We start from the raw sequence: 26,501 nt of genomic DNA on the forward strand, positions 1-26,501 counted from the left end.
ATGACCGACCCGAACTACGAGACACAGGTCAGGGAGGCCTACCCGGAACTCGACAGTATCGAGGACGACGAGTTGCGCGAGCAGGTCGTCGAGGCATGGGTGCTCGGGCTCGAACGCGGCGGCTGGCAGCACATCGAGGACATCCCCTACGCATGGAACATCCACGAGGTCACGAACGTGGAACACGTGCGAGGCGTGACGAAGATCGCCATCGAGTCCGCCGAGATCCAGCGCGAGTTCCACGGGGCCGACCCAGACCTCGACGTCATCGTGGCGGCGTGTCTGCTCCACGACGTGGGGAAGTGCTACGAGTACGTGGACTTCGTCGATGCCGAACTGCTCGACGAGCCTGACCGCGAGCATTACGCCAGCGAGGAGATTCCGCACTCGATTTCGGGATACGCCCTCGCCCACGAGGTCGGTGTCCCGCTCTCGGTCCAGCGGGCCATCCCGCACTTCCTCGGGGAAGTCCCGACCCGCACCATGGAAGCCGAGCTGGTCAAGAGCGCGAACTCGGCGTCCTCGAACGCCATCACCCAGTCCGCCATGGGCATCACCCTGAAAGAGTGGGTGGCCGAGTACAGCCAGACGCAGAACTGAGCCGCAGAACCGAACCGTAAAACCGTCCTTCTCGAACGTTTCAGAGCGGGTCGAGGCCGGCCTCTTCGCGCAGCACGTCGATGTACTTGCGGAAGCCGGATTCGAGGTCGTACTGCACCTCGTACCCGGTGTCCTCTTCGAACGCGGTCATGTCGAGGCGCTGGGTCCACGGGAGTTCACCCTCGTCGGAGACCGTGATGTCCGCGTCGGGGATGATGTCCTCGACGGTCTCGGCGGCCTCGCGGATGGACGCGAGTTCCCCACGGACGTTGTAGATGCGTTGACTGAGGTCTTCCTCGGGGGTGAACGCGGCGAGGCGGAACGCCTGCGCGATGTCTTCGACGTGCTGCCAGTCGATCTCCTGGTCGCCGTACTCCACCGAGAAGGATTCACCCAGGGCGGGCTTCTCGATGATGTTCGCGAGGAACGCGCTTCCGCCGGTCTCGCGGTAGGGGCCGTAGGCGACGGTCGGGCGGATAGCGACGTGGTCGACACCGTACTCCTCGTTGTAGACGCGGGCCTGGTGCTCGTTGTACTCCTTGGTCGCGCCGTAGAGCGTGTCGGGGTAGACGAGGTCGTCCTCGGTGACCCACCAGTCGCCGCCATCGTCGTAGTTCGTCGGCGGGGCGTACACCGCGGCAGAGGACGCCCAGGCCACGCGTTCGACCTGGTCGTCGAGCGTTCGGGCGGCCTCGAAGATGTTGCTCGTCCCTTCCACGTTCACCTTCAGTGCGGCGCGCGGGTTGGACTCGGCCGTGTTCGTGAGCAATGCAGCGAGGTGGACGATGCGGGTCGCGCCGGTCTCGGCGACCGCGTTCACCACGTCGGTCGGGTCGGTCACGTCACCGCGGCGGATCTCGACGTCGTCCGCGATGTCGAGCTTCGCCAGGATGCGGTCGTCGGTCGAAAGGTCGTAGGCGACCACGTCGTGACCGTGTTCGACGAACGACTTGGCGACGTAGGAGCCGATGAAGCCGGTGCCACCGGTAACGAGTACCGTCTCGGTTTCTGCCATCTGTTCGATACACGCGGGAATTCGTCAAAAGCGTTGTGCTGCCTGCGGTTCCTGCAGTTACCGCCTCTCGTCCTACTCGTGGAGGCCGCCGACCTCGGCGTAGAACGAGGACTGCAGCGTCTCGACCATGTCGGGCTCGCGGTCGATGCGCACGTCGAGGACGGTCGGGACGTCCGAAGCCTTCGCCTCGGCGAGCCGGTCGTCGAGGTCGTCGGGGTCGGTCACGCGAATCCCCTCGGCACCGAAGCCCTCGACGACCGTGGCGAAGTCGGTGTCGTGGAACTCCACGCCCGGGATGGAGTCGTCCATCTGGCGGACCATCCCGAGGCTCGTGTCGTTGAGGACGACGAAGGTCGGCGCGACACCGTACTCGACCGCGGTCTCGACCGAGGTCATCGTCATGGTGAACCCGCCGTCGCCTGCCACGGCGACCACGTCCTTGTCGGTCGTGATGGCTGCCGAGACGGCTGCCGGGGTCGCCCAGCCCATCCCGCCGACGCCACCCGACCCGAAGTAGGTACGGACCGCAGGCGTCTGCAGGTAGTTCAGGAGCCAGAAGCGGTTGTTCCCTGAATCTGCCGTGACGATGGTATCCTCGTCGACGACGTCGGAAATCGCCTGCACTGCACGCTGGGGCAGGATGGGCGACTGGTCCGAGTCGCACTCGGGGACGTGGAAGTCCTCGCGGGCCTCGGCGGCACGGTCGAGTGCCCAGCCGTTCTCTCCCGCGCCGGCCGTCACCAGCGCGGCCAGCGAGTGCCCGGCGTCACCGATGAGGCCGACGTCTGCCGGGTACACCCAGCCAGCGTTGCGGGTGTCGATGTCGGCGTGGATGATGGTCTGCTCGTCGGGCCGGATGAACGATTCCGCCTGCCAATTGGTGTCCATCGGGTTCATACGACAGCCGACCACGAGCAGCGTGTCGGCCTCGGAGACGACCTGATTCGCGCCCTCGTGCCCGAAGGAGCCGATGACGCCGGCGGCGCGCTCGTGGGTCTCCGGAATCGTGGACTTGCCGAGGTAGGAGGTGGCGACGACCGCGTCGTAGGACTCCGCGACGGCCTGGAGTTCGTCGTAACACTGCGAGACGTGGACCCCATTGCCGGCGATGATGACGGGCCGGTCTGCATTCGCGAGCGCGTCGGCGGCGGCCGCCACGTCGGCGTCGGTCGGGCCGGACTCCCAGTTCTTCGTCTGCCGATCCGGCGACCAGACGGGCGGTACGTCACCCTCCGGAACCTCGCTGGTGACGGCATCGCCGTCGAGGATGACCGCGGTCGGCCCGGGACGCCCGGCGGTCGCGTGCTTGAACGAGAGCTGGAGGCTGCGCAGCGTCTCGTTCGCGGTGCGCGGGAACCACCACTCCTTGGTGATGCCGTCGAGAATCTTCGGCAGGGAGAACCCGCCGTAGTCCCCGCGGGCCTGCTGGTACGGCGCGAGCGTTGAGTAGTCGCCGCGCTCGGAGGCCTCGGTGATGGCGACCATGGGCGAGGAGCCCAGGCGGGCTTCCATCTGGCCGATTGCACCGAGGCTGCCGATCCACGGGCCCTGTCCAGTGAGGACGCCCGGTTGCTGGTGGTAGCGGCCGTACATCTCTGCCATCACGCTCGCCTCGCGCTCGTCGCGCGGGCGAACGACTTCGATGTCCGAGTGGGCGAGTTCTTCCAGCAGTTCGATGGCGCGGCCACCAGGGTAGCCGAACAGGTACTCCACGTCCAGGTCTTCCAGGGTGCGAACGATCTGGGTGCTTACGGTAGTCATGTGTAGGTGTCCTCGATGCCGACATACGGGGCAGGGCTGCTATACAGAGCCGCGTCTGTCGCGGCGAACACACCCCTGGACGTATGCGCGGTAGTACAATCGACTTTCGTCGCAGGCGTCTTTGTTCTACCGGTGCTTCCAAGCCATACCGATTGTCGGAGCATGGATGCACCGATAATCCAGCGAGCACTCGAGGGCTACGCCCTTCTGCAGGCGTCTATCGTCGGGGGTCACCTTTGCTGAAATCGAACTCTGTTGGCGACTAACTGAGGTTCTCGTGCTCGCCTCCCGAGACCATCCAAGTAGTTCGGATATTGTGTGGATAGACTCCTCGATAGGCAGCCAGCAACCGGGTCGTTGGGCGTTTTTCTGCTGTTCGACAGGGAGACGGACGACTGCTGGTGGAAGTCGACCCTTCGGCTCGTGTTTGGACCTGGCAGTTGCGGGACTACCGGCGCGGCGCAATCCGGGTGACGTCCATCAAGTCGGTGGTTAGCGTGTGCCCGTGTCGAAGAGGTAAAATAACATAAAATGAACACTAAAAGATTTATTGAAATGTCATTATAGTGTCCCCAACTTGCGGCGGGGGATCCCAGACCGAGACAATCCCGGAGAATTGATTAAATACATTTGCTAGAATTAGGCATTCATTTTGTTAGATTCGATATTAATTGGGAAAGGCCTTGTCTATCGTTGTAAAAATGTACTATTGTACTATCTATAGGTACAGCTACGACCTACTCGACTTCCGTCCAGAAATCAGCCCCTTACTGTCTCTGTTCCAAATATTGTGGTGGAACGTTAGATTACCGGACTTTTGAGATAGTTTCGGTCGACTACACAGGCCAGCTCATGCTGTCGAATATGTCTGAATATTTATTACAATCTTATAATTTTAATGATGGTTATTTTCCGTCCGGTGCCCTCTTGATGTCGCCGTGAAAACGCACCCTCCCAGAGACTGATGACCAGTCGAACGGACCCTGCCGGGGGATGCAGGGTCGGGGACGACGAGGCCCTCGCACGTGTATCTTTTCTATAAAAAAATTTTTACAGTCTATTTACGAATACTCGGGTGAGAGGCTAGCATGCCCAGAGCCGTATTCGACAGCAGTGAGTACGACCGTCGAATCGCCCGGACGAAAGAGCGGATGAGAGAGGAGGGGCTGGACGCGGTGTTCGTGAGCGACCCGGCCAACATGAACTACCTCACAGGGTACGACGGGTGGTCGTTCTACGTCCACCAGGGCGTCGTGGTCACCCAGGACCGGGACGAGCCGGTCTGGGTCGGTCGGGACATGGACGCGAACGGCTGTCGTGCGACGACCACGCTCTCCGAGGAGAGTATCCGTCCCTACAGCGACGACCACGTCCAGTCGCCCTACGACCTGCACCCGATGGACTTCGTTGCGACCGTCCTCGACGACCTCGGCGTGTCCGACGGGCGCATCGGGCTGGAGATGGACGCGTATTACTTCACCGCGAAGTCGTACACCCGGCTCCAGAAGAACCTCCCCGAAGCGGAGTTCGAGGACACCACGCTGCTGGTCAACTGGCTCCGAATCAAGAAGTCCGACGCCGAGATCGAGTACATGCGCGAGGCGGCCCGCATCTCGGAGAACGCGATGCAGGCGGGCCTCGACGCTATCGAGGAGGGTGTCCCGGAGTACGAGGCCGCGGAGGCCATCTACTCGGCGCTCATCGACGGGACCGACGACTACGGCGGCGACTACCCCTCCATCGTGCCGCTGATGCCCTCGGGCGACCACACCGGGACGCCACACCTGACCTGGACCGACGAGGAGTTCCGGAACGGCGACCCGGTCATCATCGAGCTGTCGGGCTGTCGCCACCGGTATCACTCCCCGCTCGCTCGGACGACGTACGTTGGCGAGCCCCCGCAGGAGATGCAGGAGCGCGCCGAAATCGTTGTCGAGGGGATCAATGCCGCACTGGACGCGGTCGAACCCGGTGTGACTGCGGAGTCGGTCGAGAAGGCCTGGCGCGATACCATCGCCAAGTACGACCTCGAGAAGGAGGATCGCATCGGCTACTCCATGGGCCTTGGCTACCCGCCGGACTGGGGCGAGCACACCGCGAGCCTGCGCCCGGGTGACGAGACGGTGCTGGAGGAGAACATGACCTTCCACACCATCCCCGGGCTGTGGTTCGACGACTTCGGCGTCGAGCTGAGCGAGACGTTCGTCGTCACCTCGGACGGGGCCGAGCCGCTGGCCGACTTCCCGCGCCGACTGTTCACAGCCTGACCATGCCGGAGACAACCACGACCGACGAGGACGCGGCGGGCGGCGAGACGGAGCCAGAGTCCGCCCTGGCGACGGCACGCCGACAACTGGAGCGCGCAGCCGCACATGTCGACGTCGACTCGGGCGTCGTCACGCGGCTGAAACATCCGACGAAGGTCCAGCAGGTCTCGGTCCCACTTCGACTCGACGACGGCTCGCTGGAGGTGTTCACGGGCTACCGCGCTCAGCACGACGACGTTCGCGGCCCGTACAAGGGCGGCCTGCGTTTCCATCCGGAGGTGACCGCCGACGAGTGCGTCGGGCTGTCGATGTGGATGACGTGGAAGTGCGCCGTCATGGACCTCCCGTTCGGCGGTGCCAAAGGCGGCGTCGCGGTCGACCCGAAGACGCTCTCGGACGAGGAGCGCGAACGGCTCACCCGGCGCTTCGCCGAGGAGTTACGTGACGTGGTCGGCCCGAAGAAGGACGTCCCCGCGCCGGACATGGGGACCGGCCCACAGGAGATGGCGTGGTTCATGGACGCCTACTCGATGCAGCAGGGTGAGACCACACCCGGCGTCGTGACCGGGAAGCCGCCGGTCATCGGCGGTTCCTACGGTCGCGAGGAGGCACCGGGTCGGTCCGTCGCCATCGTCACGCGCGAGGCCATCGACTACTACGACTGGGACATCGAGGAGACGACGGTCGCGGTCCAGGGCTTCGGTTCGGTCGGTGCGAACGCCGCCAGGCTGCTGGACGACTGGGGCGCGAGCATCGTCGCCGTCTCGGACGTCGACGGCGCCATCTACGACCCGGACGGCCTCGACACGCAGGACGTAAAGGGCCACGACGAGCGTCCCGGCATGGTCTCGGGCTACGACGCTCCCCAGTCCATGACGAACGCGGAACTGCTCGAACTCGACGTGGACATCCTCATCCCCGCCGCGGTGGGCGAAGTCATCACCGCGGACAACGTCGACGATATCTCCGCGGAGATGGTCGTCGAGGGCGCGAACGGTCCCACGACGTTTGCCGCCGACACCATCCTCGAGGAGCGTGGAATCCCCGTAATTCCGGACATCCTCGCCAACGCCGGCGGGGTGACCGTCTCGTACTTCGAGTGGCTGCAGGACATCAACCGCCGCCAGTGGTCGCTCGAGCGCGTCCACGAGGAACTGGAACAGGAGATGCTCGACGCGTGGGATGCGGTCCGTGAGCACGTCGAAGCGGACGACCTGACGTGGCGCGACGCGGCCTACGCGGTCGCACTCTCCCGTATCGGCGGCGCGAAGGAGACGCGCGGCCTCTGGCCCTGAGGTAGGGTCGGATTCTTTTTCGAAGAAATCGACTTGCTACTGCTGGAGCGCCTCTGCCAGCTTCTCGACTGGGTGTGGCGGCTCCGGCGCGGACTCGTCCCGGTCCCCGAGCTGGGTTCGGCACGAGGCTCCGGGTGCGACGACGGTGTCGCCCTGGCTCTCGTCGACCTGGTCGAACAGAATCTTGCCGATGGCCTCGCTCATCGAGTAGTGCTCGGCCTCGTAGCCGAAGCTGCCGGCCATGCCACAGCACCCCGAATCCAGTGGGTCGACCCGGTAGCCGGCACGCCGCAGGACGCCGACAGCATGGTGGTCCTTCCGGGTCGCCTTCTGGTGGCAGTGGCCGTGGTAGGTGAGATGCTCGTCGGGGGCTTCCGTCGACAGGTCCGCGACGAGGCGGTCGGAATCGAGGTACTCCATGATGCCGTAGGTGTTGTTCGCGACGGTGTCGACGGCATCGGTGGAGACCCCGGCGTCGCCGTCACCGAGCAGGTCGCGGTAATCGGACTGGAGCATCACGGCGTCGGAGGGTTCGACCAGGACCACGTCCCAGCCATCTTCGACCTTCGGCGCGAGCACCGAGACGTTCGTCGCGGCGCGCTCGCGGGACCGGTCGAGGAAGCCCTTGGAGTGTGCGGGGCGACCAGTCGAGGTCACATCGTCCGGAATCTGGACATGGACCTGGGCCGCCTCCAGGACGCGAACTGCAGCCTTCCCGGCTTCAGGGTGGTTGTAGTTTGTGTAGGTGTCGGGGAACAGGAGCACCTTCCGGCTCGCCTCGGCTTCCGAGACGCGGCAGCCACCCCGGCTCTCGAACCAGTCTTCGAGGGATTCCCGGTGGAACGTCGGTAGGTTACGCTCGCTGGCGATGCCCAGTACTTTCTCGCTGACGAGGTCGGCACCCGGCACGTTCTGGGCCCAGTTCGAGACTGGGGCGAGGGCCGAGCCGAGCCTGTTGAGGCGGTCGACCTCGGCGAACAGGCGGTCCCGGAGGCTCGCGCCCTCCTGCTGGTGGTGGGCGTGTTCGACCTCGGCCTTGAGCTTCGCCATGTCGACCTCGCTCGGGCAGTCGTGCTTGCAGCCCTTGCAGCCGACGCAGAGGTCCATGGCCTCGCGCATGAACTCGGTGTCCTCGGCGTCCGCGGGGAGGTCGCCGCTCATCGCCTGCCGGAGCATGTTCGCCCGGCCGCGGGTGGAGAGGCTCTCCTCCTCGGCGGCGCGGTATGTCGGGCACATCACACCACCACGGGTGTCCTGGTGGCCGCGACAGCCGGCGCAGCCGTGGCAGAGTTCGGCCATCCCCTGGAAGCCGTTCTCGGTGTCCCAGGCTAGCTCGGGTTCGAAGTCCGGTTCGAACTCGTAGTCGGGGTCGAACCGGAGGTTCTCGGTCATGCTGGCGGTCCGGGCTCTGGACGGCGCGGCGTCGTCGGACCGACCGACGACCTGTCCCGGGTTCAATAGCCAGTCCGGGTCGAACGCGGTCTTGAGGTCCTGGAACGTGCGCCAGAGCCGGTCGCCGTACAGCTTCTGGTTCCACTGTGTCCGGGCGCGGCCGTCGCCGTGCTCCCCAGACACCGAGCCGCCGACCTCGACCACGAAGTCGGTTATCTCGTCGGCGATGGTCTCGAAGGAGTCCAGCCCCTCGACGGTCTTCGTGTTCACCAGCGGGCGGACGTGCAGCACGCCCGGCCCGGCGTGGGCGTAGAAGCTGGTTCGCGCGTCGTGTTCGTCGATGACCTCGCGGAAGCGTTCGACGTACTCGGGGAGTTGTTCCGGGGGAATCGCGCAGTCCTCGATGAACGAGATGTGCTTCTCGTCGGTCGTCCGCGAGAGCAGGATGGGTGCGGCCGCCTTGCGCATCTTCCACAGCCCGGCGCGCGCCTCGGCGTCGTGGGCCTCCAGGGCATCGAAGGCGCGGGCGTCAGCTGCCTGCTCGACACCCTCGGTGGGAGTCGCTTCGGGCTCCACGCCGGGAACGCGTGCCGCGAGCAGGTCAGCGACCTGCTGACGGCCATGTTCGTCGGAGTCGGCGTAGAACTCGACGAGCAGTGCACCTCGCGTGCCGTCGGGCAACGAGGCGGCCACGTCGTGGAACTCGGCGGTGTCCAGCGCGAGGTCGATGAGCACGTCGTCGATGAGTTCGACAGCGGCCGGGTCGTGGTCGAGGATGGGGGCCACGTCGGCTGCCGCGTCGAACACGTCCTCGTAGGTGAGCAGCGCGACTGCCTTCGTCTCCGGGACCGGTTCCAGTGACACGGTCGCCTCGGTAACGACTGCGAGTGTTCCTTCGCTCCCAGCGAGCAGTCGGGCGAGATTCACGCTCCCGGGCTCGCAGGCGGGGTCGATACCCGACCCGTCGGCAGTCGGGCGTTCTCCTCGAGCTTCGTCGACCAGCATGTCGAGGTTGTACCCAGAGACGTTCCGCTTCAGGTCGGGGTACCGGGCGTCTATCTCGTCGGATTCCTCGTCGAGGATCCGGACGACCTCCCCGTAGATGCGCGGGAGGAGGGGACTCGGTGGGCCGTCTTCTCCCCACGCGTCGGCATCGGGGTCGGCCTTCGCCCGGAGTTCGTCGACCGAGATCTCGCCGAAGCGGTGGACCGTCCCGTCCGCGAGGACGACCTCTGCCTCCTCGATGTAGTGGTCGGTCTTCCCGTACACCAGTGAGTGCGCGCCGGTCGAGTTGTTGCCGATAGCGCCGCCCAGGACGCTCCGGTCGCCGGCGGCCGGGTCCGGCCCGAAGGTTAGCCCGTGCTCGGCGGCCGCGGCGTTCAGGTCGGCGAGGATTGCGCCGGCCTGGGCGGTCGCTTCTGTATTGTCGGAATCGACCGATTCGACCGAATCCATGTACCGCGAGAGGTCGAGCACGACAGCTTCGTTGACCGCCTGTCCGGCGAGACTCGTCCCGCCCCCGCGGGGGAGCACGGGAATCTCGCGCTCCGCACAGTACGACACCACACTGGCAACGTCGTCGGTCGACTTCGGCATGACCACGCCGATGGGCAACACCTCGTAAGCGGACGCATCGGTCGCGTACAGCTGGCGAGAGTACTCGTCGAAGCGAACGTCGCCCTCGACGCGCTCTTCGAGGTCAGCGACGAGTCCCGGGCGTTCGACCTCGCCCCCGGTGTACTCGTAGTCGGCTCGTGGGTCGTCGGCCGGGTCCTGCGCCGCCATCGCTTACCCCGAGTCGGGCGCGAGGACCTGGTTCTGGAGTTCCTCGCCCTCGTCGAGGCGGTCGAGGTTCTCCGCGACGATGTCGGCGAGGCGGTCCCAGTGCTTCGGCGTGTGCCCGCCGGTGTGAGGCGTGATGAGGCAGTTCTCGAGCCCCCAGAGCGGATGGTCTTCCGGGAGCGGTTCGGGCTCGGTCACGTCGACCGCCGCGCCGCGGATCTTGTTCGAGCGCAGGGCCGAGACGAGTGCGTCAGTGTCGACGATGCCGCCGCGGGCCGTGTTCACGAGCACGGCATCAGTTTTCATCGTCGCGAACTCGTCCTCGCCGATGAGGCCACGGGTCAGGTCGTTCAGCGGGCAGGCGACGACGACGTAGTCGCTCCGGGCGAGCGCGTCGTGGACGTCGTCGCTGTCGAACCCGAGCACCTCGTCGGTCGGGCCGCCCTTCGAGGGCGTGTACCGGATGCCGATGGTGTCGACCTCGAAGCCCTGCAGGCGCTGGACCACGGCCTGCCCGATGGAGCCCAGTCCGATGACCGTCACGGTGGAGTCGGTGAACTCCGAGGACTGGAAGTGCCGCCACTGCGATTGCTGCTTTCGCCGCCAGCCCTCGTGGAGGCGGCGGGCGAACACCAGCATGTTCCCGATGGCCTGCTCGGCGATACCGGGCGCGTGGATGCCCCCGGCGTTGGTGACCGCGACCCCGTGTTCTGCCAGCGTGTCCATGGGGACGTGGTCGGTGCCCGCGAAGGTGCACGCGAACAGTTCGAGGCCCTCGGCACGGTCGAGGAGGTCCTCCTCGACGGTGATGCCCGTGACGACCCGCGCCTCGGGTATCAGCTCACGTTCTTGCTTCGGCGTGCGCGCCAGCGTGACCGTCCGGTCGTCCGGAAGCCGCTCGCGAAGCGCGTCTGCGTACGATTCCATCGAAAGCCCTTCCGTCCCCTCGCGGAGGACGACGACGTCAGTCTCTGTCATGGGTGGTGTGGAGTTGTGTGTAGCGCCAGCGCCGGGTCGTGGGCCCCGGAACCCGAGACCCACGGCTGGCGCGCAGCTATGAAATCGATGGACTGGCCACACCTTAGTCCTTTTGTGTAGTCGCTGTCCACGGAAACCGTTTACCGTTAAGTGGTTGGAGGATGTTACGTGGACACATGGCAGATGCTGTGCGAGCACGATTAGCGGAGCTTCGCCGCGACCTGCATCGCTACCCGGAGCCTGGCTGGTGCGAGTTCTGGACCACCGCCCGGCTCGTTGAGGAGATACAGGCCATCGGCGTGGACGAACTCGCCGTCGGCGAGGAGGCGTACGACCCGGCCGAACGGATGGCCGTCCCCTCGGAGGACGAGCTCACGACGTGGTACCAGCGCGCGCTCGACCGTGGAGCCGACCCCGATATCCTCGAACACCTCCGGGGTGGGGAGACGGGCGCGGTCGCCGTCCTCGACCGCGGCGAGGGCCCGACGGTCGGGTTGCGCGTCGACATCGACGGGCTGTATATCGAGGAATCCGAGGACGGTGGGCACATCCCGGCCGTCGAGGACTTCCGGTCCGAGACCGGTGAGACCATGCACGCCTGTGGGCACGACACCCACATGACGTGGGGGCTCGCGACCCTCGAGGCCATCAAGGAGAGCGACTTCTCGGGTCGCCTCGTGGTCTTCTTCCAGCCCGCCGAGGAGATATCGGGCGGTGGCGCACCCATGGCCAAGAGCGAGTACTGTGACGACATCGACTATCTCTTCGCAGTGCACGTCGGCCTCGACCACCCGACCGGGGAGGTCGTCGCCGGCATCGAGCGCCCGCTCGCGATGTGCCACGTCGACGTCGAGATCGAGGGCACGTCGGCCCACGCCGGGAAGTCACCCGAGGAGGGGAGCAACGCCATCCAGGCGCTCGGGACGGCCATCGAGAACGTCTACGGCATCCCCCGCCACTCCGACGGGATGACCCGCGTCAACGTCGGCCGGGTCGAGGGCGGCACCGCGAGTAACATCATCGCCGAGGAGGTCGAGGCGGTCGCCGAAGCCCGCGGCGAGACGACCGAACTGATGGAGTACGCGAAGGCCGAACTCCGACGGAAGTTCGAGACCGCTGCCGAGATGCACGGCTGCGAGGCCGACGTCGACGTCGTGAGCGAGAGCCCGCGGGCCGACAGCGACCCCGAACTCGTCGACGTGGTGGCCGGAGTGGCCGAGGATGTCGACAGCGTCGAGAAAGTCCTCCCGACGGCCGACTTCGGGGCCAGCGAGGACGCGACCTTCCTCATGGAACGCGTCCAGGACGAGGGCGGGCTGGCGTGCTACTGCATCGTCGGCACCGACCACCCGACGAGCCACCATACGCCCACCTTCGACGTGGACGAGCGCAGCCTCGACATGGGTGTCGAGGTGCTCACGAACTCTATCCTTAGCGTCGCGGAGGAGCGGCCATGAGTCATGGACAGGAGCAAGGAAACAGCGAGACCGTCCCGTCAGCAGCCGAGGTCGTGACCGACTCCGACGTCGAGGCGGCCAACGAGCGACTCGCCGACGTGGTCCACCAGACGCCGCTCGACGGGTCGTCCACCATCGCGGAACGGTGCGGCGCGGCCCGGGTCGACCTCAAGCTGGAGAACATGCAGCGCACCGGCTCGTTCAAGATTCGCGGCGCGTACAACGCGATGGCGCAACTCCCCGAGTCGGTCCGTGAACGCGGTGTGGTCGCCTCCAGTGCCGGCAATCACGCCCAGGGTGTCGCGCTGGCAGGGCAACTGCTCGGCATCGACACGACCATCGTCGTCCCCGAGATCACCCCGGCCGCGAAGATAGAAGCGACCCGCGGCTACGGTGCCGAGGTCGTCGTCGAAGGCCGACAGTACGAGCGGTCCTACGAGTACGCGCTCGAACTCGCCGAGGAGGAGGGGCTGGAGTTCGTCCACCCGTTCGACGACCCGGACATCATCGCCGGGCAGGGGACGGTCGGACTGGAGATTGTGGACGAGGCTCCCGACCTGGACACCGTGCTCGTCTCCATCGGAGGCGGCGGCCTCATCTCGGGCATCGCGACGGTCCTGAAGGCCCACGACCCCAACATTCGAGTCGTCGGCGTCCAGCCCGAAGGTGCGGCCCACGCGAAGCCATCGATGGATCAGGACGAGATTCACATGCTCTCCGAGGTGGACACCGTGGCCGAGGGCATCGCGGACGCCCGGCTGCTGGAGCAGACCTTCGCGGTCCTCCGCGAGCGCGTCGACGACGTGGTGTCGGTGAGTGACAGGGACCTGACCGTGGCTTCGACGCTCCTTGCAGAGCGGGCGAAGACGGTCGCCGAGACGGCAGGCGCAGCACCGGTGGCGGCGCTGCTCTCCGAGGCGGTCGACGTCCAGGGTGAACACGTCGCGGCCATCGTCTCCGGTGGGAACGTCGACCTGACCGAGCACGCCGAGGTGACCCGGACTGGCCTCCACGAGCTTGGTCGCTACGTCGATGCGCGGCTCGAACTCCGCGGGTGGCCGACTGCGCTCGGAGCGGTCACCGAGGTGGTCGAGGAACAGGGCGCAGCACTCGATACGGTCGAACGCGCGAGCCGCAAGGTGGCGGACGACCCGAACCGGGTTCCGGTCTCGGTCGGTCTCGCGGGCAGTGGTCCCGAACACCTGCGGAACGTCCTGGACTCGCTCGACGGACTCGACGGGGTCGATGTCGTCGAGAATAGTCTGGATAAGTAGCGCTCTTTTCAGGCGATTGCCTGGGTCGCCACGGCGTCCATCGCCTCGCAGAAGATAGATGCGCCCAGCTCTATCTCGCGCTCGGTTGAGTCGAGCGGGGGCAGGAGCCGGATGGTCTTCTTGCCGCAGCCGAGGGTCAACAGGCCCCGTTCGAGGGCAGCTTCGACCACGGCGTTCCGACGCTCGGGCGAGTCGAACTCGACCGCGAGCATGAGTCCCTTGCCGCGAACGTCCTCGACGTGGTCGGGGGCGTCGTCGCGGATGATCTCTTTCGCCTGCCGGCCGCGCTCGGTCGCGTTGTCGAGCAGGTCGTGCTCCTCGATGGCCTGCAGGGTGAACGCGCCCTGCATCGAGGCGAGCAGGTCGCCGCCGCCGAAGGTCGAGCCGAGGCGGTTCTTCTCGGTGGGGAAGACATCGGAGTTCGAGATGGTCGCACCGACCCGGAGGCCCTTCGCGCTGGCGATGACGTCCGGTTCGATGGGGTAGTGGTCGGAGGCCCACATCTCGCCGGTCCGGCCCACACCAGCTTGAATCTCGTCGACCACGAGGGGGATGTCGTACTCGTCGCAGACCGACCCGACCTCGGCCATGAACTCGTCGCTCGGGAAGCGGTAGCCGCCGACGCCCTGGATGGGTTCGAGGATGGCGAAGGCCACCTCGTCGGGGTTGACGTGGCCACCCTCGGGCGAGAGGGAGTTCCGGAGGCGCGACCCGCCGCCCGAGAAGAACCCGCAGTCACAGGTGCCGGCGGAACAGCCGCGGTCCTCGCAGAAGGGAACCGTCTCGATGCCGCTGATCTCGGGATAGTGGCGGGTGTAGACCTCTTTGGATTTCGTGAGCGAGAGGGTGCCGAGCGTCCGGCCGTGGAAACTCCCCTCGAAGGCGTAGCCGTATTTGGCGGCAGGCTTGTGGTCGTGGGTTATCTTCATCGCGTTCTCGACCGCCTCCGCGCCGGAGTTCGAGAGGAAGACCGTGTCCATCCCGTAATGTGAGCAGACGTCTGTCAGCTGGTCCATCAGGTGGCTCGACCCGGGGAACTCGGCCGTCTCGGGGTCCGGGCCGGCCCCGAAGTACATGTCCTGGCCGGCGATCTTCATCGGCTCCACGAGGTCGAACTCGCGGAGCTTCGAGACGACCTTCTCGTTGTTGTACCCGAGGGGGGCGGCCCCGATGTGGCAGGTGAAGTCGAGCAGGACGTTCCCGTCGACGTCGGTGACGAACGGGCCGTCGGCCTCGGCGGTCACGTCCCAGACGAACTCGTGGGAGTACTCGCTGGGTGCGGCGTGCTGGGAGTGGAACTCGATCCACTTCTCGGCGTTGGGCCCGGGCAGCGCTGCTGTATCCGGCTCTGCGGTATCCCTATCCATACACAACAATCGTTGATGGCGTACATTAAAACTTGTTATCAGTCACCCGCCGTGGGCGGTGGGCCGAGCGACGGGCGACCGGGAGAAAACGATACGACGGTCGAAAAGAGGCTGCGGTCAGTCGTCGTCCTGCGTGGCCGCGTTCGCGGCCTTACTGGACTGCTTGTTGCCGGACGGCCGACCGAAGATCTGGGTCCGGTCCTGCAGGAGCAGGGAGCCGTAGTCCTTCTGGAAGCTCCGGATGAGGCCGAGCATCGTCAGCACGCAGATGAACGCGAACGGCGCGCCCGTGATGATGGCCGCGTACTGGAGCGCCTGGACCCCACCGACGACCATCAGGATGGAGGCGACCGCACCCTGCAGCACCGCCCAGAAGATGCGGTTGACTGCGGACGGTGACTCCTTCCCACCGCTGGTCATCATCGCGACCGCCAGCGTCGAGGAGTCCGCGGAGGTGACGAAGAACGTCGTGACCAGCACGAGGAAGGCGAAGAGGAGCAGCGGTCCGACGACCGGGAGGTTGCCGAAGAGGACGTACCCCGAGACCGCGGTGCCGTACTCGGAGATGGGGCCGAGGATGCTCGCCGTGCCGTTGTGCTGCATGAGGACACCTGCGCCCCCGACGATGGCGAACCACGGGATGGTCGCCAGTGAGGTCGCACCGATGCCGGCGAACGCGACCTCGCGGACGCTGCGACCGCGGGAGATACGGGCGATGAACAGTCCGGCGAACGGCGACCACGCGAGGGGCCACAGCCAGTAGAAGACGGTCCAGATGTTGACCCACTTGTCGGTACCGGCGGCGGTGGCCTGCGCGTACAGGCTCATCTCGAAGAAGTTCCCGAGGTAGCCACCGATGGCCTGCGTCCCGAGTTCGAGGATGCGCAGCGTCGGCCCGAACACGAGGGTCACGACCATCAGCAACAGGAACAGCACCATGTTGAAGTTCGACAGCCGACGGATACCCTTGTCGACCCCCAGGACCAGCGAGGTGGTGAAGATGACGACCATCCCGGTGATGACGAGGACGGTCCCGATGTCACCGAGCTGGATGCCCCACTGGAAGTCGAGGCCGGTGATGAACTGGCTCCCGATGAACCCGAGCGAGGTGGCGACCCCACCGAGGGTCGCGAACACGGCGAGGATGTCGACGGACTTGCCGAGGATGCCGTCGACGTTGTCCGCACCGATGATGGGGGTCAGCACGGCCGACACCCGCAGCGGCGCGCCGTAGTTGTACACGTAGTAGCCGATACCGAGTCCCATCACGGTGAAACAGGACCACTGGATGACGGCCCAGTGGAAGATGGAGTACTGGACCGCCAATGGCATGGCGGCTGCCGACTGGGCCTCCGCGTTGAACAGCGGTGGAACCGTGGAGTAGTGGAACATCGCCTCGGCCGGGCCCCAGAAGACGATACCTGCTGCCAGCCCGGCGGAGTACATCATCGCGAAGTACGAGAAGTAGCTGTACTCCGGACTCTCATCGCCTAACTTGAGCCTCCCCCACGGGCCGAAGATGACGAACGCCAGGAACAGGACGAACCCGAGCATGGCGAGGAGGAAGAACCAGTTGAACGTCGACAGTATCCAGAGCCGGATGCCGTTGACCAGCTCCAGTGAGGCGTCCGGCCGGAGGCTGAACGCGCCGACGAACAGGATGGTGATGATCGCGCCGAACGCGAAGATGGTCGGCTCTATCTCGTCGAGGAACTCCTCTATCGCCCCTTCCGAGGTGCTCACTCGTCCTCACCTCCGTTGGCGAGCCGCTGATTTCCGAACTGTGCGTCACAACGACCGTCACGTGGGTGTGGTATGATGGAACACATCATTGTGTGTCTGGAGGGTAGCCGTGATACTCGGTGCCGTACATCACGACAATGAGTAACATCTGTGTTAAATCCTTCGATTACTGGTGATGGTGAGTACGGATTCTGTGTACCGTGGAGTGGCTACCTCGGCTCCGACCTGTCGCTATCGCTGTGGTCGATTTCGAGCATCACAGAGCCAGCCGAGGGCGTGTTCCAGACGAACTGCCATCGACGGTATACACAAACTGTAGACAAAATGGCCGAAACCCTCGCTTTTTTGGCCCAATGTGCCAGTAATCGCCCGCTCTCGTAAGGTTTAATCGGCGACGTACACATAATCTGTATATGGAAAACGAACGCGACACCACCGACGAAGCGGCACTCACCTACTCCGCCGACAGGGGTCGCGGTATCCTGACACCGAGCGACCGCGAGTTCCTCCTCGGGCGCAAGACCGACTACACCGACCACTCGAAGAAACAGAAACGCAACCGGATTCGACGCCGACTCCGGAACGCCATCCTCGACTTCACCATCCTCTTCGAGTGCCTCGAAGAACGCGACCGCGAGACGGTCTTCAATCCGGACGCCGAGGACCGCGAGGCCTACACGCAGGGTATCACGGACATGCTCGCGTTCCTCCATCTGGGGACGATGGGCTACTACACCCCGTTCAAGGACATGCTCGCGGAGGGGGTCAACAAGGCCGAACAGGAGCTGGCCGGCTCGGACTACCGGATGGTGACCGTCGACTTCAACGTCGAACCCGTCGGCCAGATCGACGTCGACGCCGTCATCGACAAGCTGGAGGACGGTGACTACGAGCAGGTCTCCGACGAGGAACTCCAGGCGTTCGTCCGACTGCTCGCCGAGTCGGAGGACTTCTCCCCGGCGGACCTCCGCTCGGACATGAAGGCGCAGATGTCCGAGTTCCTCGCGAAACTGGACGAGGCGGACGAACAGCGGAACAGGCGCGCGGAAGAACTGAACGACTGACCGGCGTCGTGGCCGGGGTCTTCTCGTCTATTCTTCAGCCAGGTGCGCGATGGCGTCCATCTCGACGCGGACGTCGCCCGGGAGTCGCGAGACCTCCACGCAGACGCGTGCGGGTGGCACCTCACCGAAGCGAGCGCCGTAGGCCTCGTTGACGCGCTCGTAGTCGTCGAGGTCGGTGACGTAGACGGTCACCTTCACTACGTCGTCGAGTCCGTCGCCGCCGGCTTCGTCGACGACTGCGGCGATGTTGTCGAGGACCTGGTCGGTCTGTGCCTGGATGTCACCCTCGACGTCGTCCATCGTGTCGGGGTCGACCGGGCCGTAGCCGGAGACGTACAGCGTGTCCCCGGCGCGGACCCCCTGCGAGTAGGGGTTGTCGTTGCGCGGTGCGTCGTCCGTGATGACTCGTTGTGCGGGCATGGTTGGATTCGTGTATGGTTCAGCGATTGGCGGTCAGTGCTGGTCGGTGACCTCGTCGATGCCGTCGACGATGACGTCCAGTGCGGTCTCCGCAAGCTCGTGCGTGAGGACGAGCGGCGGGAGCAGCCGGAGGACGTTGCCGTGGCGGCCGGCCTTCCAGACGAGCACGCCGTGCTCGAAGCAGTAGTCCTGCAGCGCGTCGGCCGCCTCGTCGTCCGGGTTGCCGTCCTCGTCCACGAACTCCGCGCCGATGAACAGGCCCTTGCCGCGGACGTCCACGAGGGACGGGTTCTCCTCGGCCGCCTCGGAGAGCCGGTCGCGGATGTACTCGCCGAGGTCGCGGGCGTGGGCGAGCAGGTCGTGCTCCTGGATGTACTCGATGGCGCGAGTGCCGGCGCGCATCCCGACGACGTGACCCCGGTAGGTCCCGGCGTGGTCGCCCGAGCCCCAGGTGTCGAGGTCCTCGTCGTAGATGGTCGCCGAGAGCGGGAAGCCAGTTCCACCAAGGGCCTTCGCCGAGGTCATCACGTCGGGCGTCACGTCGTACCACTCGCTGGCCCACCACTCGCCGGAGCGGCCGAGACCGCTCTGAATCTCGTCGAAGACGAGGGGCACGTCGTTGTCGTCGGCGATGTCGCGGAGGCCCTGCAGGAAGCCCTTGGGCGGCGTGACGACTCCGCCCTCGCCCTGGATGGGCTCGACGAAGATTCCGGCCGGGTTCGCGAACCCGCCGTAGGGGTCGTCGAAGATGGCCTTGACCTCCTCGAGGGAGTGCTCGACCGCGGCCTGCGGTGCCTTGTCCATCTCGATAGGGTTGGGGTACGGCGCGTGGGTCACGTCGGGGAGCAGGGGCGTGTACTCGCCCTTGAAGCTCTTGTTCCCGGTGAGGCTCATCGCGCCGCTGGTCGCGCCGTGGTAGGCACCGCGGAACGCGACCAGCCCGGTGCCGCCGGTGTTGTACTTGGCGAGCTTGATGGACGCCTCGATGGCGTCGCTCCCGGTCGGGCCGCCGAAGACGACCTTGTTGTTGCCCTGCAGCGCCCCCGGCGCGATCTCGTCGAGCTTCTCGATGAGTTCGAGGCGCGCCTCGGTCGGGAAGTCGACCGTGTGGACGAACTTATCCGTCTGTTCGTGGACCGCTTCGAGCACGTACGGGTTCGAGTGCCCGACGTTCAGGACGCCGATACCGGCGAACATGTCGATGAAGGTGTTCCCGTCTGCGTCCTTGACGGTCGCACCCTTCCCGCTGTCGAAGGCGATGGGGATGTCCTCGGGATACGCGACGGCGCTGCTGTCGATGCGCTGTTGCTTCTCGATGAGCCGCTTCGAGTTCGGCCCGGGGACGGTGTCAACGTTCGGTGCGTCGTCGAAGTGTAACTCGTGGATCGGCGGACCTGCAGCCATATTCTGACCCATGTGAAACAATCATAAATAACTTGTCCACGATTGCTATGGAAGGAGTACACAGTAACTGGTTTCGGAGGGGGTGGGGTCCCGATGTCTGATACCCGAGAGTGCAGGTACCGCAATCGATTTGTGGCTGGCAACTCGTTTTCGTAGTGATGTTACACACCGAGGGCCCACTGCTGACGGTCGACGTCGGCGCGCGGGAGACACAGACCGAGGACATCGACGACGTGCTCGAATCGTACGTCGGTGGCCGGGGTGTCGCGACCAGACTCGCACACGAGCGCATCCCGTTCGACGTCGACCCGTTCGGCGCGGAGAACAGGGTGTACTTCACCACGGGGCCGATGCAGGCCTCAAACATGAGCTTCACCGGGCGGATGAACTGCACCAGTGTCTCGCCCCTGACGGACGGGCTCTGCTCGTCGAACGCGGGCGGGTTCATGTCCCGGAACTTCGCCGACACGGGGTACTCGGCCGTCGAGTTCACCGGAAAGAGCGACGAACTCGTCGTCATCCACATCACGGACGAATCGGTCGAGTTCGAACCAGTGCCTGACCTCGCGGGGGCGACCGTGCCCGAGACGGTGTCGTACCTCGACGACGAGCACGGCATCGGTGCCGACCAGACCGCGGTCGTCGGCCCTGCCGGGGAGAACCTCGTCCGGTTCGCGTCCATCATGACCAGCGAGGAGCGCGCCTTCGGGCGTGGCGGCCTCGGAGCCGTCCTCGGGTCGAAGAACGTGAAGGCGGTCACCGTCGAGGGTGACTCCGCCCCCGACATCGACATCCCGTCGTCGCAGATGGAGATTCACCGCGAGGCCGCGACCGACGACCACATCATGAAGCGCCAGGGCACCGTCGCCGTGATGGACCTCGCCAACGAGATGGACGGGCTCCCCTCGTACTACTTCTCCGAGCAGCACTTCGAGGGCGCTTCCGGCATCAACGGGAGCGCGGTCGAGGAGAAGAAGTACAAGAAGGGGACCTGTTCGGCCTGCGCGTTCTCCTGCAAGCTCCCGACGAGGGACGAGGAGGCAGGCGTCGAGACCGAGGGTCCCGAATTCGAGGTCGCGATGGCGTTCGGTTCGAACTCGGGGGTCGACGACATCGTCGACGTGATGAAGTCGAACGAACTCTGCGACCGGTACGGACTCGACGCCATCTCTGCCGGGAACACCGTCGCGGCCTACCTCGCCAGCGAGGACGCCTTCGGCGACGTCGACCGCATCCACGATACGGTCGAGAAGATCGCGAAGCGCGAGGGTATCGGGGACGACCTGGCCGAGGGAATCGCCCGCGTCCACGACGACCTCGGGGTCGAGGACTGGACCGTCAAGGGCCTCGACTTCGCCGCCCACGAGGGTCGCGTGCTCCACGGACAGGGACTCTCCTACGCGGTCTCGAACCGCGGTGCCGACCACATGTACGCGGTCTTCTACTCGCAGGAGTACCCGCTCGTCGAGGAGGACGACGCCTACCCGCCCGAGGGGTTCGAGGGCAAGCCACAGCGCCTCATCGAGAAGGAGAACCAGATGGCCCTCAACGACAGCGGCGTCGTCTGCAAGTTCTCCCGTGACTTCATGACCCCGGAACGGTACGAGATGCTGTTCGGGGCCGACTTCGAGGACCTCCTCGCGGTCGGCGACCGGGTCGTCCGCCTGGAACGGCACTTCAACAACCAGCGCGGCTTCGACCGCTCGGACGACAGTCTCCCGTACGAGGACCAGCTTCCGGGCTTCGAGGACGCGCTCGACGAGTACTACGAACGTCGGGGCTGGACCGAGGACGGTGTGGTCACCGACGAGCAGATTCCGGCCTGAACTGTATCCCACATCCGGTCCGCACCCGCCCCGCGTCTCCCGCTTATTCTTCGCCGTCCGTTGCGGCCGTCGGCTGGTACATCTCGACGAGCCCCTGCTCGAACCGCTCGACACCGCGCGACAGCAGTTCGACCTGGGTCGCCTTCGTCTCCTCGTCGACGACGTACGCGGGGCCGCTCAGGTTCAGCGAGCCGAGCACCTCGCCGCGGGGCGATTTCACCACCTTTCCGACGGCCCAGAACCCCTCTATCGCTTCGCCTTCTGCCTGGCCGTAGCCCTGCTCGCGGACGCGTTCGAGTTCTTCGAACAGTTCGTCCTCGCTGGTGATGGTCCGGTCGGTTGGTGCCGGGAGTCCCCAGCGGTCGATTATCTCGCGAACACGGCTCTCCGGGTATTCGGCGATGATGGCCTTGCCCGAGGCGGTCGTGTGGACGTGGAACGGGCTTCCGTCGATGAGGAACCGGGGGGAGTTCGCGAACTCGAGGTCGCCGTACAGGGAGACGATGCGGCCGTGTTCCTCCACGGTGAAGTCCGCCTCCATCGACGATTCGGCGTCGAGCCAGGCGATGGTCTCCTGGGCGATGCGGTAGTACTCCTTGCGGGTCCTGACGTAGTCGCCGAGGTGGCAGAACTTCGACCCGAGGTGGTAGCGGTTGTCCGAGTTGACCACGTACCCGTACTCGGCGAGGGTCGTGAGGTGGCTGTGTACCGTGCTCTTCGCCAGCCCCGTCGCCTCCACGAGCTCGGCCATCGTCGCCCCTTCGAATTCGAGGATTTGTTCGATGAGCTCTAACGAAACCGCGGTCGTCTTGAGCCCGTGCCCCGCGTCGCGTTCACCCATGGGTAGAATCTATCGGCCGAGGTTAAAGATGTACTCCCGCGATGTCCGCGTGAACCGTTCCGGTCAGTCGAACGTTTTTACACTCCTGTCGTGTGTGAACACCACACAATGTGTTCGTTTCTCGCTATGTGCGGGAAATAAAGAATCGAACGTCGCTGAGATCGACAGTCCCCGCTTTTCCTTATATACTGATTCCGAGAGTGGAAACGTAACGCGACTTTGACGGGAGTAGACGGCTGTTTCACGGTGTGAGATGCGGGTTTCGGACGAGGCGACAGCTCTCGTTCCGGAGGCTCGAACATTTATAAGTGAGCCCGCCGGTTCGAACCAGAGCGACCGAATTCGAACAGTACAGGGCTACTGTGGCTCGATATGAGCACGAGACCGGGGCTGTCTCAGTTTCAGTGCGTTTCGTCGTCGAGGGGCTCGAGTGGGTCGTGGTTTCCGCGGTACACCTCGGGGCCGTCCTCGTTCGGCGCGGCCCACTCGCACGCGTTCTGGAGGACCTGCTGGACCTCCTCCTGGAAATAGATGGGATACGTCTCGTGGCCGGGACGGAAGTAGAACACCTTGCCTTCACCACGGTGGTAGCAACAGCCCGACCGGAACACTTCCCCACCCTCGAACCAGGAGTTGAACACCAGTGCGTCCGGTTGCGGGATGTCGAAGTGCTCGCCGTACATCTCGGCTCTGGGGACCTCGAACTGCTCGGGCAGGCCGTCGGTGATGGGGTGGCTCGGGTCGGTCACCCAGACCCGTTCCTTCTCGCCCTCGTCCCGCCACTTCAGGGCACAGCTGGTGCCCATGAGCTCGCGGAATATCTTCGAGAAGTGCCCGGAGTGGAGCACGAGGAGCCCCATCCCGTCGAGGACGTGCTCTTTCACGCGAGCGACCACGTCGTCGGATACCTCGTCGTGCGCCTTGTGGCCCCACCAGGTGAGCACGTCCGTCTCCGCGAGCACGTCCTCGGTCAACCCGTGCTCGGGTTCGTCGAGTGTCGCCGTCTCGACCTCGAAACCGGCCTCCCCGAGCGCATCGGCGATGGCCGCGTGGATCCCGTCGGGATACACCGCTGCGACCGCCTCGTTCTCTTGCTCGTGCCGGTACTCGTTCCAGACCGTGACTCTGATCGTCATGGTCGAACTATCCACGGGCATTCTGCATAAGAGTTGTCGGTCGTGGACGGTGATGTCACAGGTTTAAGTGCCGCGTTCACATACAGCCACCTAATGACAGATGGGCAGACAGCCGGGTCGAACACGCGGACGAACAAGGTCGACCGCGTCATCGAGGAGTACGACCTCGGCGACATCGGAGACGAACTGGAGCGACTGTGGCTCGGAGAGGGAGACGAACAGCAGAGTGTCCGGGACCTCGCGGAGTTGTTCAACAGACGGGTCCTGCAATCGGCGATAGACGCCAGTGACGTGTTCACCCTCGGCGAGAACGTCGATCACATCTACGATGCACTCACCGGCGGGGAGTCGGAGTCAGACGACCGGACACTCATCAGGGCGCGGCTCGAACAGAACGGAATCGACGTCGAGGCGGTCGAGCGGGACTTCGTCTCGCACCAGACCATCTACCGGTATCTCAAGAACCACCGGGATGCCGAGCAGCCCGAACCGACCGACGAGGAACGGGTCGAGAAGGCCGAACAGACCATCCAGCGCCTCCGCGGCCGGACGACGGCCGTGACCGAACGCTCGCTGGAAGGACTCCAGAAGAAGGGGACCATCTCGCTCGGTGATTTCAGTGTCCTCAACGACATCCAGGTGCTCTGTGACGACTGCGGGCGCAGCTACGACGTGGCCGACCTCCTCGCCCGGGGTGGCTGCGAGTGCGAGACCTGACTGTTACACACATAGGTCTGTAACTTTCTCTGCTATCCGTCCCCTTCGGCGGTCGTAGCCGCTCGTGTCGAAGGTGGATGTCCCCGTGTACGGAACCCGGTCGTCTGTGACTCTCGGTCAGACCTGCGCTGTAGTGAGTGCTGGCGCGCCTGCTAGACGGACCAGCATGCATGTTAGCGGGGGAAGGCCGATGCAACAGGCCCTCAGCTGTTCTGCTCTGGTGAACACCGACGTCCCAGCACGGTGGTGAGTTCGGAGATAGGTCGCCACGACTCCGGCCGGGCTGTCCCGGACACGCGACCGGTTCATGCTGTCTCTGCGACGCTGCCTCCGGCGTGAGTCTTCACGTGCCTGGACGCGGTGGAATCGCAGTTTCTCAGGTGGTTGCGCGATCTCGGAGGTGAGTGCGAGTGACACATGGGACTCCTCCTCCCCAAGTACCGCACCGTCGTACGGTTCTGCGGTCAAGATACGTCCAACTGCCTACTTTTCTGGCGCTGACTCCGGCCGTTCCGGAGTGGTGAACGATTCGCGGCAATAGTGACCGTTCCCCGACAACTGTGGCCGGCGCATGGCCGATCTCAGCGAGTGACGCCGTGAAAATGGAACCACTTGCGAAATACGGGGTCCACCAGCTCATTCCGCAAGAAACTGGTGAACGCGACGACTCTGGAGCGTTTCTGGGATTTCCACACCCAGGGATATCACTTCCCCTGCTCGTGGTATCACCGTCTCAGGACCCGTCTCGAGGGCCTGTGGGAGATAGCATCACAGGGGACGTGGCACACGCCGCGTTCAATCCGTATGAACGGGAAATCGAGATACACGTTCTCGTGGGGCACAGAGGTCGAAATCGCTGTCCGAACGCTCGCTCATGGCGCTCCAGTCGTGCGTTTTCTCGATTGCTGGAGTCAGGAACAGAGGTCGTCGTGACGACTCGCCGCGGAATCTATCATCAACGATATGGTGGGACGTGTTTTATCAGGCTGAACGCGAGACCCGGTCTCACTCGGTGACATTCCGGAGGCAATCGACGTGATTCAGGCCGTCTGCACCGTTGCGGTCGTTCGCCCGCCAGACCTTGCCGACGATGTCCGGTCGGCCGTCACCGTCGACGTCCAGCACCCGTGCGCAGTGCGAGCCGAGGTTCTCATCGAGAAGCACACGGCGCTCCCAGGTCTCGCCATCGGTGCCGAGACACCACCAGCGGGGCGTCACCGATTCCCCATCCGTCTTGTCGTTCTCCATCTCGGCCGTGACCACCTCCAGGCGTCCGTCTCCATCCAGGTCCGCCAGTTCCAGCGTGTGAAGTGCCCGTCTGTCGTCCTCGGCATCGAACAGCAATCGGTGTTCCCACGGGCCAGTGTCCGTCCTGGAGAGTACTGCCAGCCTCGCGTTCGCGTCGAGCTCTGACTCGGAGATGACGACCTCGAGGTCACCGTCGTCGTCGACGTCCCCGACAGCGATGCGGGTCTCGTGGTCCCAGTCCAGGGCCGGGTCGACGAGTGGGTGCTGCTGCCAGTCGGTCCCCTCCCCATCCACGTTCTGGAACCAGCCCTGGTTGGTGACGATGTCGAGGCCCGGGCCGTCCGAGATGTCCGCGACCGCCGTTCCATCTCCATCCAGCCCGGACGCGACGACGGTCGGTACCCACTCGCCGTCGCTCCCTATGTCGTCGAACACGACCAGAGAATGGTCTTTGACTCGTGCGACGATCTCCATCTCGCCATCGCCATCGACGTCCGCGGCCAGCAAGTCGTGGGGGCCGTTCTCGAATCCGTCGTAGACGACTCGGGCTGTTCCGAACGACTCCGCGGTCGGGTCTGCATCGACGACGAACAGGCGACTGCCCCACTCGCCGCAGACGATCTCGGGGCAGCCGTCACCGTCCACGTCCGTCGCAGTTGCACCGACGCCCGGGCGGAAGTCCGGCTCGAGTTCGTAGCGGTCCCAGCCGTCGGCCGTCCGGTCGTACAGGTGGTAGTACCCACCGTCGGGGGATAACCTGCCGCCGGTTGCGAACTCGTCGCGGCCGTCGCCGTCGAAGTCCGCCGCGGCGACGCCACCCCAGGCATCGTAGCCAGGTGACTCACCACCCCAGGAGATGTTGAATATCGTCGTATCCACGGTCTCGTGTTCGAACTGCAGGGCTTCGCGCATCG

19 protein-coding genes are annotated in these 26,501 nt (G+C 65.0%); 8 read left to right on the forward strand and 11 right to left on the reverse strand.

The window, feature by feature from the left end; genetic code table 11:
- Positions 1–600, forward strand: a complete 600-nt coding sequence (locus N6C22_RS18380; protein WP_261653161.1) for an HD domain-containing protein — start codon at positions 1–3, stop codon at positions 598–600.
- Between the two features lie 40 nt (positions 601–640).
- On the opposite strand, the gene N6C22_RS18385 is transcribed toward N6C22_RS18380, so the two are convergent.
- Positions 641–1,615 carry an NAD(P)-dependent oxidoreductase gene (locus N6C22_RS18385; RefSeq protein WP_261652652.1) on the reverse strand — a complete coding sequence of 325 codons (975 nt, stop codon included), beginning with the start codon at positions 1,613–1,615 and terminating at the stop codon, positions 641–643.
- 72 nt (positions 1,616–1,687) lie between these two features.
- A complete protein-coding gene (locus N6C22_RS18390) occupies positions 1,688–3,376 on the reverse strand; it encodes a thiamine pyrophosphate-binding protein (RefSeq protein WP_261652653.1) in 1,689 nt (562 codons plus the stop codon).
- Positions 3,377–4,464: 1,088 nt separating this feature from the next.
- Between N6C22_RS18390 and N6C22_RS18395 the strand changes: the two genes are divergently transcribed.
- Both N6C22_RS18395 and gdhB read left to right on the forward strand, forming a co-directional pair.
- Positions 4,465–5,643 carry a M24 family metallopeptidase gene (locus tag N6C22_RS18395; protein WP_261652654.1) on the forward strand — a complete coding sequence of 393 codons (1,179 nt, stop codon included), beginning with the start codon at positions 4,465–4,467 and terminating at the stop codon, positions 5,641–5,643.
- 2 nt (positions 5,644–5,645) lie between these two features.
- Positions 5,646–6,938, forward strand: coding sequence for a glutamate dehydrogenase GdhB (gene gdhB / locus N6C22_RS18400; protein ID WP_261652655.1), 1,293 nt, complete (start codon positions 5,646–5,648; stop codon positions 6,936–6,938).
- Positions 6,939–6,974: 36 nt separating this feature from the next.
- Here gdhB and N6C22_RS18405 read toward each other — a convergent pair whose 3' ends face one another.
- Positions 6,975–10,115, reverse strand: a complete 3,141-nt coding sequence (locus tag N6C22_RS18405) for an FAD-binding and (Fe-S)-binding domain-containing protein (RefSeq protein ID WP_261652656.1) — start codon at positions 10,113–10,115, stop codon at positions 6,975–6,977.
- Between the two features lie 3 nt (positions 10,116–10,118).
- The gene (locus tag N6C22_RS18410; RefSeq protein ID WP_261652657.1) at positions 10,119–11,090 is read right to left on the reverse strand and encodes a D-2-hydroxyacid dehydrogenase; all 972 of its coding nucleotides are present in this window, start codon (positions 11,088–11,090) and stop codon (positions 10,119–10,121) included.
- A 176-nt stretch (positions 11,091–11,266) separates the two neighbouring features.
- Here N6C22_RS18410 and N6C22_RS18415 point away from each other — a divergent pair, with 176 nt between their 5' ends.
- The gene (locus N6C22_RS18415) at positions 11,267–12,547 is read left to right on the forward strand and encodes an amidohydrolase (RefSeq protein ID WP_261652658.1); all 1,281 of its coding nucleotides are present in this window, start codon (positions 11,267–11,269) and stop codon (positions 12,545–12,547) included.
- Complete coding sequence (gene ilvA / locus N6C22_RS18420; protein ID WP_261652659.1) at positions 12,544–13,821, forward strand: threonine ammonia-lyase; 1,278 nt, start codon at positions 12,544–12,546, stop codon at positions 13,819–13,821. Before N6C22_RS18415 ends, ilvA begins: the two co-directional genes overlap by 4 nt.
- An 8-nt stretch (positions 13,822–13,829) precedes the next feature.
- On the opposite strand, the gene N6C22_RS18425 is transcribed toward ilvA, so the two are convergent.
- Positions 13,830–15,188 (reverse strand): aminotransferase class III-fold pyridoxal phosphate-dependent enzyme, encoded by a 1,359-nt coding sequence (locus N6C22_RS18425; protein WP_261652660.1) that lies wholly within the window; start codon positions 15,186–15,188, stop codon positions 13,830–13,832.
- Positions 15,189–15,305: 117 nt separating this feature from the next.
- Positions 15,306–16,931 carry a BCCT family transporter gene (locus tag N6C22_RS18430; protein ID WP_261652661.1) on the reverse strand — a complete coding sequence of 542 codons (1,626 nt, stop codon included), beginning with the start codon at positions 16,929–16,931 and terminating at the stop codon, positions 15,306–15,308.
- 413 nt (positions 16,932–17,344) lie between these two features.
- Between N6C22_RS18430 and N6C22_RS18435 the strand changes: the two genes are divergently transcribed.
- Complete coding sequence (locus N6C22_RS18435; RefSeq protein WP_261652662.1) at positions 17,345–17,995, forward strand: hypothetical protein; 651 nt, start codon at positions 17,345–17,347, stop codon at positions 17,993–17,995.
- 27 nt (positions 17,996–18,022) lie between these two features.
- Here the strand turns inward: N6C22_RS18435 and N6C22_RS18440 are convergent, their stop codons facing one another.
- Both N6C22_RS18440 and N6C22_RS18445 read right to left on the reverse strand, forming a co-directional pair.
- Complete coding sequence (locus N6C22_RS18440) at positions 18,023–18,415, reverse strand: Rid family detoxifying hydrolase (protein WP_261652663.1); 393 nt, start codon at positions 18,413–18,415, stop codon at positions 18,023–18,025.
- Between the two features lie 33 nt (positions 18,416–18,448).
- On the reverse strand, positions 18,449–19,819 hold the full coding sequence (locus N6C22_RS18445) for an aspartate aminotransferase family protein (RefSeq protein ID WP_261652664.1): 1,371 nt from the start codon (positions 19,817–19,819) through the stop codon (positions 18,449–18,451).
- A gap of 158 nt (positions 19,820–19,977) precedes the next feature.
- Here N6C22_RS18445 and N6C22_RS18450 point away from each other — a divergent pair, with 158 nt between their 5' ends.
- Positions 19,978–21,645: an aldehyde ferredoxin oxidoreductase family protein gene (locus tag N6C22_RS18450; RefSeq protein ID WP_261652665.1), complete on the forward strand. Its 1,668-nt coding sequence runs from the start codon at positions 19,978–19,980 to the stop codon at positions 21,643–21,645.
- Between the two features lie 43 nt (positions 21,646–21,688).
- Here N6C22_RS18450 and N6C22_RS18455 read toward each other — a convergent pair whose 3' ends face one another.
- Complete coding sequence (locus N6C22_RS18455; RefSeq protein ID WP_261652666.1) at positions 21,689–22,486, reverse strand: IclR family transcriptional regulator; 798 nt, start codon at positions 22,484–22,486, stop codon at positions 21,689–21,691.
- Positions 22,487–22,887: 401 nt separating this feature from the next.
- Complete coding sequence (locus N6C22_RS18460; protein WP_261652667.1) at positions 22,888–23,622, reverse strand: ThuA domain-containing protein; 735 nt, start codon at positions 23,620–23,622, stop codon at positions 22,888–22,890.
- Positions 23,623–23,715: 93 nt separating this feature from the next.
- Between N6C22_RS18460 and rdfA the strand changes: the two genes are divergently transcribed.
- The gene (gene rdfA / locus N6C22_RS18465; protein ID WP_261652668.1) at positions 23,716–24,339 is read left to right on the forward strand and encodes a rod-determining factor RdfA; all 624 of its coding nucleotides are present in this window, start codon (positions 23,716–23,718) and stop codon (positions 24,337–24,339) included.
- A 1,005-nt stretch (positions 24,340–25,344) separates the two neighbouring features.
- Here the strand turns inward: rdfA and N6C22_RS18470 are convergent.
- Entirely contained in the window at positions 25,345–26,499 is a 1,155-nt protein-coding gene (locus N6C22_RS18470; RefSeq protein WP_261652669.1) for a VCBS repeat-containing protein, read from the reverse strand.
- Positions 26,500–26,501: the final 2 nt, after the last annotated feature.

Source organism: Haloarchaeobius sp. HME9146 (assembly GCF_025399835.1).
GTDB lineage: Archaea > Halobacteriota > Halobacteria > Halobacteriales > Natrialbaceae > Haloarchaeobius.